Annotated in this window: 12 protein-coding genes; 10 read left to right on the top strand and 2 right to left on the bottom strand. The window is 48.6% G+C overall.

Going from position 1 to position 13,447, the window contains the following annotated elements; translation table 11 throughout:
* Positions 1-265 precede the first annotated feature (265 nt).
* The 4 genes from gcvT to ACL9RG_RS09520 all read left to right on the top strand — a co-directional run bounded on the left by gcvT (position 266) and on the right by ACL9RG_RS09520 (position 6,324).
* A complete protein-coding gene (gene gcvT, locus ACL9RG_RS09535; protein ID WP_422792369.1) occupies positions 266-1,363 on the top strand; it encodes a glycine cleavage system aminomethyltransferase GcvT in 1,098 nt (365 codons plus the stop codon).
* Between the two features lie 57 nt (positions 1,364-1,420).
* Positions 1,421-1,807 carry a glycine cleavage system protein GcvH gene (gcvH, locus tag ACL9RG_RS09530; protein ID WP_422792368.1) on the top strand — a complete coding sequence of 129 codons (387 nt, stop codon included), beginning with the start codon at positions 1,421-1,423 and terminating at the stop codon, positions 1,805-1,807.
* An 88-nt stretch (positions 1,808-1,895) separates the two neighbouring features.
* A complete protein-coding gene (gcvP, locus tag ACL9RG_RS09525) occupies positions 1,896-4,769 on the top strand; it encodes an aminomethyl-transferring glycine dehydrogenase (protein WP_422792367.1) in 2,874 nt (957 codons plus the stop codon).
* Between the two features lie 808 nt (positions 4,770-5,577).
* Positions 5,578-6,324, top strand: a complete 747-nt coding sequence (locus ACL9RG_RS09520) for an SDR family oxidoreductase (protein ID WP_422792366.1) — start codon at positions 5,578-5,580, stop codon at positions 6,322-6,324.
* A 48-nt stretch (positions 6,325-6,372) separates the two neighbouring features.
* Here ACL9RG_RS09520 and ACL9RG_RS09515 read toward each other — a convergent pair whose 3' ends face one another.
* Positions 6,373-7,269 carry a LysR family transcriptional regulator gene (locus ACL9RG_RS09515; RefSeq protein WP_422792365.1) on the bottom strand — a complete coding sequence of 299 codons (897 nt, stop codon included), beginning with the start codon at positions 7,267-7,269 and terminating at the stop codon, positions 6,373-6,375.
* Between the two features lie 105 nt (positions 7,270-7,374).
* Here ACL9RG_RS09515 and ACL9RG_RS09510 point away from each other — a divergent pair, with 105 nt between their 5' ends.
* Positions 7,375-7,914 carry a cupin domain-containing protein gene (locus ACL9RG_RS09510; RefSeq protein ID WP_422792364.1) on the top strand — a complete coding sequence of 180 codons (540 nt, stop codon included), beginning with the start codon at positions 7,375-7,377 and terminating at the stop codon, positions 7,912-7,914.
* 50 nt (positions 7,915-7,964) lie between these two features.
* Positions 7,965-8,483, top strand: a complete 519-nt coding sequence (locus ACL9RG_RS09505) for a carboxymuconolactone decarboxylase family protein (RefSeq protein WP_422792363.1) — start codon at positions 7,965-7,967, stop codon at positions 8,481-8,483.
* Between the two features lie 237 nt (positions 8,484-8,720).
* On the opposite strand, the gene ACL9RG_RS09500 is transcribed toward ACL9RG_RS09505, so the two are convergent.
* Entirely contained in the window at positions 8,721-9,431 is a 711-nt protein-coding gene (locus ACL9RG_RS09500; RefSeq protein WP_422792362.1) for a GntR family transcriptional regulator, read from the bottom strand.
* A gap of 104 nt (positions 9,432-9,535) precedes the next feature.
* Between ACL9RG_RS09500 and ACL9RG_RS09495 the strand changes: the two genes are divergently transcribed.
* The 4 genes from ACL9RG_RS09495 to ACL9RG_RS09480 are packed head-to-tail and all read left to right on the top strand — an operon-like array spanning position 9,536 to position 13,126.
* Complete coding sequence (locus ACL9RG_RS09495) at positions 9,536-10,222, top strand: DUF2848 domain-containing protein (protein WP_422792361.1); 687 nt, start codon at positions 9,536-9,538, stop codon at positions 10,220-10,222.
* A gap of 17 nt (positions 10,223-10,239) precedes the next feature.
* Positions 10,240-11,598: an amidase gene (locus ACL9RG_RS09490; RefSeq protein ID WP_422792593.1), complete on the top strand. Its 1,359-nt coding sequence runs from the start codon at positions 10,240-10,242 to the stop codon at positions 11,596-11,598.
* Positions 11,599-11,648: 50 nt separating this feature from the next.
* Positions 11,649-11,804, top strand: coding sequence for a hypothetical protein (locus ACL9RG_RS09485; RefSeq protein ID WP_422792360.1), 156 nt, complete (start codon positions 11,649-11,651; stop codon positions 11,802-11,804).
* Entirely contained in the window at positions 11,804-13,126 is a 1,323-nt protein-coding gene (locus ACL9RG_RS09480; RefSeq protein WP_422792359.1) for an MFS transporter, read from the top strand. The genes ACL9RG_RS09485 and ACL9RG_RS09480 overlap by 1 nt, the downstream gene beginning before the upstream one ends.
* The last annotated feature ends 321 nt before the right edge of the window (positions 13,127-13,447 follow it).

The following is a 13,447-nucleotide window of genomic DNA, read 5'->3' as shown; positions in this document are numbered from 1 at the left end:
TTCTGCATTATCCCCACTGGCGATTATTGCCACTTACTGAACTCCACATATTTTAACTTATGGTTAGCAGGGAGATTCAGTGATAACGTTCAGGAAAAGGTATCGTTTGCGTCAACCTGATCATCAACCTAACTAATGAATAAGTGGATGGTCAAAATAGGTGTTAATGACCCGCAACCTTTACCACAGCTGAAATTGAAATCCGGTTTATTTCCTGACCCACGTTGACGTTCCGGCTTCATCGCCGGGAATAATGAGGAACAAGATGGCAAAGCAGACCCAGCTCTATGAACAACACGTCGCCTGCGGTGCACGCATGGTTGATTTCCACGGTTGGATGATGCCTCTGCATTACGGTTCACAGCTCGAAGAGCACCAAGCTGTGCGCCAAGATGCCGGGATGTTTGACGTGTCTCACATGACTATCGTCGATTTGCACGGTGCTCGCACCCGCGAATTCCTGCGTTATCTGCTGGCTAACGACGTGGCTAAACTCACCGTGCCGGGCAAAGCGCTTTATACCGGCATGCTCACGGCATCTGGCGGCGTGATTGATGACCTGATCGTCTATTTCCTTACCGAAGACTACTTCCGCTTAGTTGTTAACTCCGCTACTCGCGAAAAAGACCTCGCTTGGATCGCCGAGCATGCTGAACCTTATGGCGTGGCGCTGACCGAACGCCAAGATTTGGCATTAGTGGCAGTACAGGGTCCACAGGCCAAAGAGAAAGCATCAAAAGTATTTACGGGTGAGCAACAGCAAGCTGTCGCCGGGATGAAACCCTTCTTTGGCGTACAGGCGGGAGATTTCTTTATTGCTACCACCGGTTATACCGGTGAAGACGGCTACGAAATTGCCGTACCGCAAGAGCAGGTCGCGACCTTATGGCAGCAACTGCTGGCCGCAGGTGTAAAACCGGCAGGATTAGGCGCACGTGACACACTACGTCTGGAAGCGGGAATGAACTTATACGGCCAAGAAATGGATGAAACCGTTTCGCCGCTGGCGGCCAATATGGGCTGGACGATTGCCTGGCAGCCAGAAGATCGCAATTTCATTGGCCGCGAAGCGCTGGAAAAACAACGTGAGCAGGGCAGCGAAAAACTGGTCGGTTTAATTATGACTGAAAAAGGCGTGCTGCGTAACGAACTACCAGTGCGTTTCACTGATACCGATGGCAATACGTTGGAAGGCGTGATCACCAGCGGCTCATTCTCGCCGACGCTGGGCTACAGCATTGCACTGGCCCGCGTCCCTGCTGGCATTGGTGAGCAGGCTATTGTACAAATTCGTAACCGTGAAATGCCGGTCCGGGTCACCAAGCCAGGATTTGTGCGCAACGGCAAAAGTTTAGTGGGTTGATCCTTTCGAGGTGACCTAAATAATTTAATTTGGCAGCAATTCTTTCAGGAGATTTTCATGAGCCTTGTCCCAGCAGATTTGAAATACGTTTCATCCCACGAGTGGGTTCGTTCAGAAGGTGAAGGTGTTTACAGCGTAGGTATCACCGAGCACGCACAGGAATTACTGGGCGATATGGTGTTTGTTGACTTGCCAGAAGTTGGCCGTGTGGTTGATGCGGGTGAAGATTGTGCTGTTGCTGAATCTGTTAAAGCGGCATCAGACATTTACTCGCCAATCAGCGGTGAAATTCTGGAAGTGAATAGCGAACTGGAAAGCTCACCAGAGCTGGTAAACAGCGCGCCATACACCGAAGGTTTCCTTTTCAAAATCAAAGCGTCTGATGAATCAGAACTTGATGGCCTGCTGGATGCTGACGCTTATCAGGCAACGCTGGAAGATTAATCATCGCTGGTGCCTCGCCTTTTTCATCGCTGAGGCACTACATAGATTTCCTCCTCGACCCTCGCAAGATTTCAGGAATATGTAGCAAATGACTCAGACTCTCAGCCAGTTAGAACACAGCGAAGCCTTCATTGGCCGCCACATTGGTCCTTCCTCTGAACAACAACAGCAGATGTTGGCAACCGTTGGTGCGGATTCTCTTAATTCGCTGATTCAACAAATCGTCCCGCAAGATATTCAACTGCCGGGGCCGCCAGCCGTTGGCGATGCGGTCACTGAACATCAGGCGCTGGCTGAGTTGAAGGCCATCGCCAGCCAAAACCAACGTTACAAATCCTACATCGGTATGGGTTACACCGCCGTACTGACGCCGCCGGTTATCCTGCGCAATATGTTGGAAAATCCGGGCTGGTACACCGCGTATACTCCTTATCAGCCAGAAGTGGCGCAAGGTCGTTTGGAATCACTGCTTAACTTCCAGCAATTAACACTCGATCTGACCGGCCTGGATTTAGCCTCTGCTTCGCTGCTTGATGAAGCTACCGCGGCGGCGGAAGCGATGGCACTGGCAAAACGAGCGAGCAAACTTAAAGACGCCAACCGTTTCTTCGTTGCTGATGATGTACATCCACAAACGCTGGACGTGGTTCGCACCCGTGCTGAAACCTTTGGTTTCGACATTATTGTCGATAAAGCCGAGAAGGTTCTGGAACTCGACGGTGTGTTTGGTGTGCTGCTGCAGCAAGTGGGCACCACCGGCGAAGTGCACGATTACTCTGCGCTGATTGCTGAGCTTAAATCGCGTAAAATTATTACCAGCGTAGCCGCTGACTTGATGGCGCTGGTGCTATTAACCGCGCCGGGTAAGCAGGGCGCTGATGTGGTATTTGGTTCCGCGCAACGTTTTGGCGTGCCGATGGGTTACGGTGGCCCGCATGCTGCCTTCTTCGCTTGTCGTGATGAATTCAAACGCTCTATGCCTGGCCGTATTATCGGGGTTTCACGCGATGCCGCCGGTAACACGGCGCTGCGTATGGCGATGCAAACGCGTGAGCAACATATCCGTCGCGAAAAAGCTAACTCCAATATCTGTACTTCACAGGTATTGCTGGCCAATATTGCCAGCCTGTACGCCGTTTTCCACGGCCCACAAGGTCTGCAACGCATTGCCGGGCGTATCCATCGTTTGACCGACATTTTGGCTGCGGGCCTGCAAAAAGGCGGCCTGTCGCTGCGCTTTAATAGCTGGTTCGATACTTTGACCGTTGAAGTGAAAGACAAAGCCGCTGTGCTCGATCGTGCGCTGAGCTTTGGTATCAACTTGCGTACTGATATTCATGGCGCGGTTGGCATTACCCTTGATGAAGCGACCAGCCGCGAAGATGTACAAACGCTGTTTTCCGTATTGCTGGGCGATAATCACGGCCAGGATATCGAGCAATTAGATAAAGCCGTTAGCGTGGATTCCCTGTCTATTCCGGCCGCTATGCTGCGCCAGGATCCGATCCTGACTCATCCAGTGTTCAATAAGTATCACAGCGAAACCGAGATGATGCGTTATATGCACCGTCTGGAGAAAAAGGATCTGGCGCTGAATCAGGCGATGATCCCGCTGGGTTCTTGCACCATGAAACTCAACGCCGCCGCAGAAATGATCCCAATCACTTGGCCAGAATTTGCTGAACTGCACCCGTTCTGCCCGGTTGAGCAGGCCAGCGGCTATCAGCAGATGATTGGCCAATTGTCACAATGGTTAGTACAACTGACCGGCTATGATGCGGTTTGTATGCAGCCGAACTCCGGTGCGCAGGGTGAATATGCTGGCCTGCTGGCGATTCGCCACTATCATGAAAGCCGTAACGAAGGCGGCCGTCATATTTGCCTGATCCCAAGCTCAGCGCACGGAACTAACCCAGCGTCTGCCCAGATGGCGAGCATGACCGTTGTGGTCGTCGCTTGTGATAAACAAGGCAACATTGACCTGAGCGACCTGCGTGAGAAAGCGGCACAAGCCGGTGATGCGCTTTCTTGCATCATGGTAACGTACCCTTCTACACACGGTGTTTATGAAGAAACTATCCGTGAAGTTTGCCAAATCGTTCACCAATACGGCGGCCAGGTTTACCTCGATGGCGCGAACATGAATGCGCAGGTCGGTATCACCACGCCGGGCTACATTGGTGCCGACGTTTCTCACCTTAACTTGCATAAAACGTTCTGTATCCCACACGGCGGCGGCGGTCCTGGTATGGGCCCAATCGGCGTCAAAGCGCATCTGGCGCCGTTTGTTCCAGGCCATAGCGTCGTACAGATTGATGGCGTGTTAACGCAAAATGGCGCAGTATCTGCGGCCCCGTTTGGCAGTGCATCTATCTTGCCAATCAGTTGGATGTACATCCGCATGATGGGCGCGGAAGGCCTGAAAAAAGCCAGTCAGACGGCAATTCTGAACGCCAACTACATTGCGACTCGTCTCAAGGATGCGTACTCCGTGTTGTACACCGGCCGCGATGGTCGCGTGGCGCACGAATGTATCCTGGACATTCGTCCGTTGAAAGATGCAGTCGGCATCAGTGAAATGGACATTGCTAAGCGTTTGATCGACTACGGATTCCATGCACCAACCATGTCATTCCCGGTTGCGGGAACGCTGATGGTTGAGCCAACCGAGTCAGAAAGCAAAGTCGAAATCGACCGCTTTGTTGACGCGTTACTGTCAATCCGCAGCGAAATTGAGCGTGTCGCTAAAGGTGAATGGACGCTGGAAGACAACCCATTGGTTAATGCGCCGCATACTCAAACCGAACTGGTTAGCGAGTGGAACCACGCCTACACTCGTGAACTGGCAGTATTCCCGGCAGGCAGCGAGAACAAATATTGGCCAACCGTTAAACGCCTTGATGACGTTTACGGCGACCGTAACCTGTTTTGCTCATGCGTGCCAATGAGCGAATACGAATAGTTTTAAATCTTGACCGAGATTTATGCGGTTTCCTTGCGCCGGAAGGGCGTTAGGGCTTAAAGCCTTTGACCGAGGCTTTAAGCGGTTTTTCAAGCCAGACCGGGCTTGTTCGGTTTTGTAAAACCGGAACGGTGAATATTTCGGTTTATCAGCTGCGGTTCTCAATATGAGTTCGCAGCCTAAACCGACCGAAGGGACAGTAAGCGCCGTCCCTTCAGGCTTCCCACGCTTTTTGCTACTTCAACTCTGCATCCAGCGGAGGCCATGTTTCAGTGGCTTCCGTGATAGCGCAAATTTCATCCCATCCGGGATACCCGTCTACGGGATTCGAGCCAATGATAAAACGATTGTCTCTCACCACTTGCCGGTGAAATTTTGAGTGCGCTTGGCGGCGTTTAAGGTCAAAGGCAAAGGCTGTTTAGCTTTTGAAGTAAAAAGGTTAGTGGCGCGCTCGAAATGGCGCTGAAGGAGCGGTGAGAAATCGCGAAGTCTTTATTGAGTGAGTCCGAATCCCGACTGAAGGTACTGCGGAGCAGCGACATTTGCGCCTGTCGCTGCGACATCTGAAACATAGCCTAATTGGAATCCGATATCACACCATAAAAAGGCGCGGGATTTTCAAGGGAAGCGCATCTTCCCTTGAAGCGGCTTAGGCTGCAATGCCATATTGAACACGGTATTTGATAAGCCGAAACGCTCACTTTACTATCATTTTCTAAATCTTTTCGTTGATTCGAACGCGAGATTGCCTTTCTGGCTCAAAGAAAGCGCCCAAAGCGCGCTCTCGCTTCACAAACTAGGATATAGCATGAAGAAGGTTGCATTAGTCACCGGCGCGAGCCGAGGTATTGGTAAAGCCACGGCGTTATTGCTTGCTGAGCAAGGTTACGATGTTGGCGTGAATTATCGACAAGATCACATCGCGGCCAATAAAGTGGTGGAAGCTATTATTGCACAGGGTGGAAAAGCAGTCGCTTTACAGGCTGATATTGCCGATGAAGAGCAAGTGGTGGCAATGTTCGCTCGTCTGATGGCTGAACTTGGACCGATTACGGCATTGGTCAATAACGCCGGAATTTTGTTCCAACAATCAACGATTGAGAACCTGACGGCAGCACGTATCAATAACGTGTTGTCGACTAACGTTACCGGTTATTTCCTGTGTTGTCGCGAGGCTGTAAAAATCATGTCAGCCCGCCACGGCGGTAACGGCGGCGCCATTGTAAATGTCTCTTCTGCGGCCGCGAGGTTAGGTTCACCAGGTGAGTATGTTGATTATGCGGCGTCAAAAGGTGCGGTGGATACGCTAACAACCGGATTGTCACTAGAAGTTGCGGCACAAGGTATCCGTGTTAACGGCGTGCGACCGGGTTTTATCTATACCGAAATGCATGCCAGCGGTGGTGAAGCAGGGCGGGTAGACAGAGTAAAAAGCCTGCTGCCAATGCAGCGCGGCGGCGAGCCTATTGAAGTTGCGCAGGCAATCAGTTGGCTACTATCGGATGCGGCGTCATATGTGACGGGGAGCTTTATTGAATTAGCCGGGGGGAAATAAATTTGATGTAAGTGATCTGTCATAGGCGGGGATATCTCATCTCTGCCTTTAAAGATACTGCGTATCTTGAGTCTCATTAAAATACAATATCGATTCTTTTATAATTAAATTGATTATTTCAGAACCTCTATTTTCGGGATTATATCTTGCATATAAAATAGGACCTGGAATACTCCAATCATCGAGAATATAGATCAGGTGGCCATCATCATGACGTGTTCTTGATGAAAAGTTAAAAACACTGGTTATACCTAATCCATCACTACACATTGATAATGCAATATCTACCGTGTTAGTAATTAAATCTTTAGGTTTTATGCTAACTGTTTCTCCCTCCTTCTCGAGTACCCATGCAAAAGAAGTTGCATGATTAGGCAAAATAACACCAATCAACTTGTGTGATAAAAGTTCATTTGGGTGACTTGGTGTGCTGTATTTATCTAAATATTCATGAGATGCACAATACACAGTTTTTGAATGTGCGATCTCTTTCTGAATCATTTTGGAGTTTTCAATTTTTTTATGACTAAATAGAACATCTGCCTTTGAACCCGAGATGAGAGATGATGAATCATTTGAATTTAGTTGTATTTTAAGCTCTGGGTAACGTTGTGTTATTTTTTTTATTATTCTTGTTATGGATTTTATTAAAGTTATTGGTGCGTCAATATTTATCTCTTCCTGATGCTTTCTTTCCGATTTTAAATTTAAAAGTCTATCAAACTCATTTAATATGTTGTCACATATTATCAGGAAATCTTTTCCTTTTTGCGTTATTTCTACTTGGCGTGTGTTACGACTGATTAATTTAACTCCATAAGTTTTTTCAAGTTCGTTTATATGGTTTGTGACTGTTCCTATAGAAATGCCGAGTTGAGCTGCCGTTTTTGTATAACTCATTGTTTTGGAGAATGTTGAGTATGTAAGTATTATATCTTTTTTCATTTTTATTTTTTTAAAAAGTGTTTTTAATTTTTTAGTATAGCACAATTTTAAATAGTCAATACACTAGGTGGTGAATTTATTAAAAATAACCAGTGAGAGGCTATTATGCTTAAATTTAAGAGAATCGTTACCGGATTAAAAGAAGATAACAAGGCTGGTGTTATATTTAATGATATTTCAAGCAATGTGCTTGCTGTCGATGGATGGGCCGGTTGTTATATTACTGATCTTTGGGCAACCGGAGAAACACCGGTAGATAACAGTGGTAGTGTCGATCTCGGTGCCAGAAAAATAGTTCATGACCCAGTAAGAAATGGCAGTATCTTTAGAATAGTAGAGATTCCACCGGAAAGTAGCGGAGAAATTAATACATCAGAAGCTTTTGATTCAATTGGTAGCGGGAATACGCCATCTGATAGTATAAGAGATCTTCACCCAAGTATGCATTTTACCAATAGTATTGATTATCTTTACGTAGCGGAAGGTAAAATGAATATGATAATGGAAGATGGAGAGAAAGTGCTTATCTCTAAAGGTGATTGTATTGTACAGCGTGGTACATATCATGGGTGGCAGAATGTTTATGATAAACCATGTGTATTAATTGGTGCTTTGATCGACGCATCTCCTATTTATAAAAAATAAATTATACATTTCCACGTTGTTCAATGTGGAAATGTTAATGAAGGTATTTTATGAAAAGAATTACACCTTTAGATAAAATGAATAATAGTCAGCAGGCCGTATTTAATAAATGCCCTATAAATGTAATGAGAACTATGCTTGTAGGTGATGTTGATATTGCAAGTAAATATACTGAATTTGGCCTGGGGTTTGGTTCAATACAAATTGGTAATAAATTGCGTGAAGCTGCGATTATCCGAGTGGCGAAACTATTTAACTGTGAGTATGAGCTAATGCATCATATTCCAAATGGAATAAAATCAGGTCTATCAGAGGAGGATATAAAAAGTATTCTTGATGGCGGGGTTAACAATGCGGAAATTAAAGCGATGGTAGATTATATTGATGAAATCGTTAAGGATAAGGTTTCTTGTGATACCACTTTTGCGAAGTTACGTAGATTTTTCAGTGAGGGAGAAGTTGTCGAACTTACGCTTCTCATTGGCCATTACATCATGACGGCAGTGTTTATCCTAAATTGTGGTGTTGAACTGGATAATGCCCCAATTGATAAAATTTATGATAATTAACCATGCTTATTCCCTAAAAATACAGAACTATATTTAGCATTGTCTATCAGCTTATTAAAAATAAGGTTTATTTTTAATAAGCATCGAGAAGTCATTATGCTCAATCGAAAGGAAAATCTGCCAGAAATCTATGTGGACAACCGGCAGTGTGTGGCCCAAGGATGAGCCAACTAGATCAAGTGGTCGACGCAGTGGAGACTTGTCGTATCACGAGCATAATTTTCGGCCTAGAGGGTATTACCCTCGCAATAAGGCATTCCTAAACGATAATATATGTACTTCTGCCGCGCTGGCCGCCGCCTCGGCATCCAAAGCCATCAACGCATTAATTATCTCTTGATGCTCGGCAACGACCTCATGGATATGCCCTTCCTGAGATAGCGTGCTCGACCAGAAACGTTGGGCTCTTGCGTGAAGTACGCTGAGGATATCTGCCAACATGCTGTTGCCTGATATCTTGGCAAGTAACTGGTGAAACTGATAATCCAACAACATCATTTGGTGGCGATCGCGTGCCTCACCTGCTTGAGCAAGACGGTGGTTGATGTTCTCTAGTTCTGAGATATCGGCTTTCGTCACTCTGTTGCTCGCCAGGCGCATGCATAGCGTTTCATTGGCCAGCCGCACTTCGATTAACTCCAGCGCATCGTCTATCGACAGCGGCGATACCATCACACCCTTACGCGGAATAATCTGCAATAAACCTTCATTAGCCAAGCGGTGAATGGCTTGGTTAACCGGCGTTCTGCCAAAGGACAGCTCGTTCATCACTTGCGCAGTGTTCAGGTATTCGCCCGGCTTATAACTCAGGGTCACTAATGCCTGTTTGAACCGCCGGTAAGCTTGCTCGTTTAAGGATAATCCCGGCTCTTCAGAGGCTGGTTGTTGCTCAGTTTCGGCATCAACAGATTTCACGTCCGGCTCCTGCTGAAAAAAATATTTAGACATTCTACACAAAAACATGGCATGGAAATCGCTTATTTCTCTTTAAGAAACTAGAGTGAAATTTCACTGTGATTTTTTAGAAGCAATATTATCCAAGGGAAATAACCATGAAATTAACCTTCAACTTGAGTGAGAAGACAGGCGCAACAACGATTGAAGCGGCAATCGATCAACTGGTGATCGCCGGATGGGCAGGACGCGATCCCGAGGCGCTTGAGCACCATATCAGTGAATTAGCTGAGCTCGGCGTGCCCCGTCCGAGTGCAATCCCGCTGTTTTATCGTGTAGCGACTAACCAACTGACCCAAGAAGAACAGATCGAAGTGGTTGGCTACGCGAGTTCAGGTGAAGCAGAAGTCTTTCTATTTAGCCACCAGGGCGAACTCTACGTTTCGCTGGCATCAGATCATACCGATCGCGAATTAGAAGCGCACAGCGTGGCACTTTCCAAGCAAATCTGCGTCAAGCCGGTGGCCCGCAGCGCATGGCCGCTTAAAGAGGTGGCTGGACATTGGGATGATTTGATCCTGCGCTCGTGGATCAAAGAAGAGGGCGAGTGGGTGCTGTACCAGCAAGGTACCTTGGCCAGCCTGCGCGCGCCTAACGATCTATTGGATCGTTACCTTTCCAGCGCTGAACTGCCAGCTAATGGACTCGGGATGACTTGCGGCACCATGTCGGCAATCGGTGGCATCCGTCCTGCAACGGAATTCCATATGGAACTGGCGGACGAGAAACTCGATCGCACCATCACACATAGTTATTCCAGCATCGAGCTGCCTATCGTCTCTTAATGGCGGGGAATTTCATGATGAAAAACAAAACAACATTGAGTTTACAGCAGGCGGTAGAGGGGTTGGCGAGTGGTGAGCTGAACGCTCAACAACTGAGTGAAGCCGCCTTGCAATGCATCTACCAACCACAGGGTGAAGGCAAAGCGGTATTTACTCAGGTCTATGATGCTTGGGCTAAAGAACAGATGTCAGCCTCGTTAAAACGGCGTCTGGATGGCAAGCCGTTATCTGCGTTAGATGGTATTCCGGTCTCGATTAAAGACTTGTTCGATGTCGCCGGCCAAGTGACCACCGCAGGGTCGCGCGTATTAGCCGATGCGCTGGCTACCAAGGTTCATGCCCAAGTCGTTAGCCGCTTACTGGCTGCCGGTGCCATTGTGGTAGGCAAAACGAATATGACCGAGTTTGCTTATTCCGGGCTGGGTATTAACCCACATTACGGCACGCCAGCTAACCCGTTCGATCGCGCATCACGACGCATTCCCGGCGGTTCTTCTTCCGGTGCAGCGGTGGCAATAAGCGATGGCATGTGTCTCGGGTCTATCGGCAGCGATACCGGCGGATCGGTGCGTATTCCGGCCGCATTTTGTGGATTAACTGGCTTTAAACCTACCGCCCGGCGTATTCCGATGGAGGGCGTGCTGCCATTATCGCAGGCGCTTGATTCTGTCGGCACCTTGGCACACGACGTTGCCAGCTGTGTGGCGCTCGATGGAATTATTGCCGACGAACCGCTGCAATTACATCGCTATTCTCTTGCCGATGCGCATTTTGCCGTACCGCAAACTTTAGTGCTTGATGGGCTAGAGCCGCAGGTTGCTGATGCATTTAACGCCGCATTGCAGCGCTTGCGTGATGCTGGTGCGAGCATTAGTGATATCCCATGCCATGAGTTCGCTGAACTGGCGAGTATCAACGCCACGGGTGGATTTACCGCATTAGAATCCTGGGCCTGGCATGAATCATTAATTGCTTCAAATGAGGCCGGTTATGACCCGCGCGTAGTATCGCGCATTCGTCGTGGTGAAGCCTTGGGGGAAGCCGACCGACAAAGGCTGCTTGAACAACGTGCCGATTGGCAGCAGCGGGTGAGTGCGGCGATTGGCGGCTTCGATGCGTTGTTAATGCCGACAGTGCCACTTATTGCTCCACAGATTGCTGAACTCGAAGCCAGTGAAGAGGCTTATTTCCGCGCTAACGGTGCCGCCTTACGTAATCCTTCGGTGATCAATTTCCTTGATGGCTGTGCCGTTTCTCTTCCCTGCCATGCCGGAGGCAGCGCACCGGTTGGACTGATGGTGGCCGCGTTACCTTTGCAGGATGCAGAAATGATGAGCTGGGCATTAGCTATCGAAGATTGCCTGAAAAATGCTTAACTTCTGACGGGGGCTCGCCTCCCGTTAAACCTGAGTGAAGGAAATGACCGATGAAAATCTCTTCTCAAGGCATGTTTTCTGCTATTGCACCGCTTTCTGCTGCCACGCAGGGTGTTGTGGCTAATCAGTGGGTTGACCGGGAATACAACATAGAGCGCGCTACCGCTCATTGTCTTTTTACTGACTGTTATCAGGAGCAAAAATAATGAGCCTTTCTTCCACTGAAAATACGCCTCTTGATCACAAAGATGGCGCTGGCGATCGTTCGCCAAAAACGGCGCGTCTGGCTGCGGCCAGCTCTATCGGCACCGCGCTGGAATGGTATGATTTTACCGTCTACAACATTATGGCGGCGCTTATTTTCAACCATGTTTTTTTCCCGTCATTTGATCCGCTGGTCGGTACCATTCTGGCCTTCTCCACCTATGCAGTCGGTTATATTTCTCGCCCAATTGGCGGCATGGTATTTGGCCATCTTGGTGATGTACTGGGCCGCCGCTTTGTGTTGGTCACTACGCTGGTGATGATGGGCGTGACAACCGCGCTAATGGGATTATTGCCGGGCTATGCAACCTGGGGGATTTGGAGTCCGTTGCTGCTGGTTTCTTTGCGCTTTATTCAAGGTATTGCGTTAGGTGGCGAATGGGCAGGTGCCGTGCTGTTATCGATGGAACATGGTAAACCGCATCAGCGCGGACGCAATGCTTCCTTTGCCCAGGTTGGTCCATCGTTTGGCACCTTGATTGGTACCGGCCTTATTACGCTGATTACGCTGGCGTTATCAGCCGATGATTTCCAACATTGGGGATGGCGTATTCCGTTTGTTCTCAGTCTGGTGCTGGTGATCTTCGGCTTGTGGTTGCGTCGTGGCGTGGGGGAAACACCGGCTTTCCTGAAACTAGAGAAAAATAAAAACACCACGCATACGCCAATTAAAGAAGTTTTCACCCAACATTTTCGTTCGTTGCTGGTAGCCGGTGGGGCTCGCATTGGTTGTGACGTGCTTTATGCATTGGTGGTGGTCTTTACGCTGACTTATGTCACGACCGTATTGCATCTTCCTCGCCCGTTGGCGTTAACCGCCGCCATGTTGGGTGCATTAGGGAATGCGATTACCGTGCCGATGTTTGGGGCATTGTCGGATAAATGGGGGCGTCGTCCTGTTTCTATTCTCGGTGCAGTGTTGGGCATTGTCTGGGCATTTACCTTTTTTGTACTGCTTAATAGCGCCCAACCGCTATGGATCTGCCTGGCGGTGATTATTGGTTTGCAGGTTCACGCCATTATGTACGGCCCGCAGGCGGCATTTGTCACCGAACAATTCCCAACGCGCGTGCGCTACGCGGGGTCATCCTTGGCTTACACTTTATCGGGGATTATTGGCGGGGGCTTTGCGCCGTTGATTATTACTTCTCTTTATGAGGAGTACAGCACCACGCTGGTCATTTCGGCTTATGTTACGGTGACGTTGCTGATCACTTTGTGTTGTGTGTTTATTGCTAAGGAGACGGCGAATAAACCATTGTAGGTGGCTTTTAGGGCAAAAAGCCGTTATGCCAATTTACTTAACTCATGTCTGAACTGTGCCAGTTCGGCCGCTTTTTGTTTGCAGAGTTATATGTCTAGATTGCCGAACGCGACCGGCAGGGGCCTTAGGGCGAAGGCCCCTGCACCCGACGCCTGCGCTTAGCTTGTCGGGTCGCTGCGCGACTGCCCGCACTCTCTACTTCGGCCGGACGGGTCGGTTGAGACGGGCGTCCTGCCCGGCTCAACCTAAAGCAGACGTATATGGACGCTCCCAATATTGCACGTGGTTTTCTTGAAAATAGCGCTCAGGTATTGCAGCCAT

It is taken from the genome of Rouxiella sp. Mn2063 (genome assembly GCF_049319665.1).
In the GTDB taxonomy this organism is placed as follows: Bacteria; Pseudomonadota; Gammaproteobacteria; order Enterobacterales; family Enterobacteriaceae; genus JBMOUD01.
Note: the sequence above shows the minus strand (reverse complement) of the source record. Positions and strands in the feature narration are given on the sequence as shown.

What these genes read in the sequence shown, in the direction of transcription:
- ACL9RG_RS09495 (WP_422792361.1), top strand. Translation starts at nt 9,536, where the DNA reads ATGAAATTAACCTTCAACTTGAGTGAGAAGACAGGCGCAACAACGATT.
- ACL9RG_RS09510 (WP_422792364.1), top strand. Translation starts at nt 7,375, where the DNA reads ATGCTTAAATTTAAGAGAATCGTTACCGGATTAAAAGAAGATAACAAG.
- gcvH (WP_422792368.1), top strand. Translation starts at nt 1,421, where the DNA reads ATGAGCCTTGTCCCAGCAGATTTGAAATACGTTTCATCCCACGAGTGG.
- ACL9RG_RS09520 (WP_422792366.1), top strand. Translation starts at nt 5,578, where the DNA reads ATGAAGAAGGTTGCATTAGTCACCGGCGCGAGCCGAGGTATTGGTAAA.
- ACL9RG_RS09505 (WP_422792363.1), top strand. Translation starts at nt 7,965, where the DNA reads ATGAAAAGAATTACACCTTTAGATAAAATGAATAATAGTCAGCAGGCC.
- ACL9RG_RS09515 (WP_422792365.1), bottom strand. Translation starts at nt 7,269, where the DNA reads ATGAAAAAAGATATAATACTTACATACTCAACATTCTCCAAAACAATG.
- gcvT (WP_422792369.1), top strand. Translation starts at nt 266, where the DNA reads ATGGCAAAGCAGACCCAGCTCTATGAACAACACGTCGCCTGCGGTGCA.
- ACL9RG_RS09490 (WP_422792593.1), top strand. Translation starts at nt 10,240, where the DNA reads ATGAAAAACAAAACAACATTGAGTTTACAGCAGGCGGTAGAGGGGTTG.
- ACL9RG_RS09480 (WP_422792359.1), top strand. Translation starts at nt 11,804, where the DNA reads ATGAGCCTTTCTTCCACTGAAAATACGCCTCTTGATCACAAAGATGGC.
- ACL9RG_RS09500 (WP_422792362.1), bottom strand. Translation starts at nt 9,431, where the DNA reads ATGTCTAAATATTTTTTTCAGCAGGAGCCGGACGTGAAATCTGTTGAT.
- ACL9RG_RS09485 (WP_422792360.1), top strand. Translation starts at nt 11,649, where the DNA reads ATGAAAATCTCTTCTCAAGGCATGTTTTCTGCTATTGCACCGCTTTCT.
- gcvP (WP_422792367.1), top strand. Translation starts at nt 1,896, where the DNA reads ATGACTCAGACTCTCAGCCAGTTAGAACACAGCGAAGCCTTCATTGGC.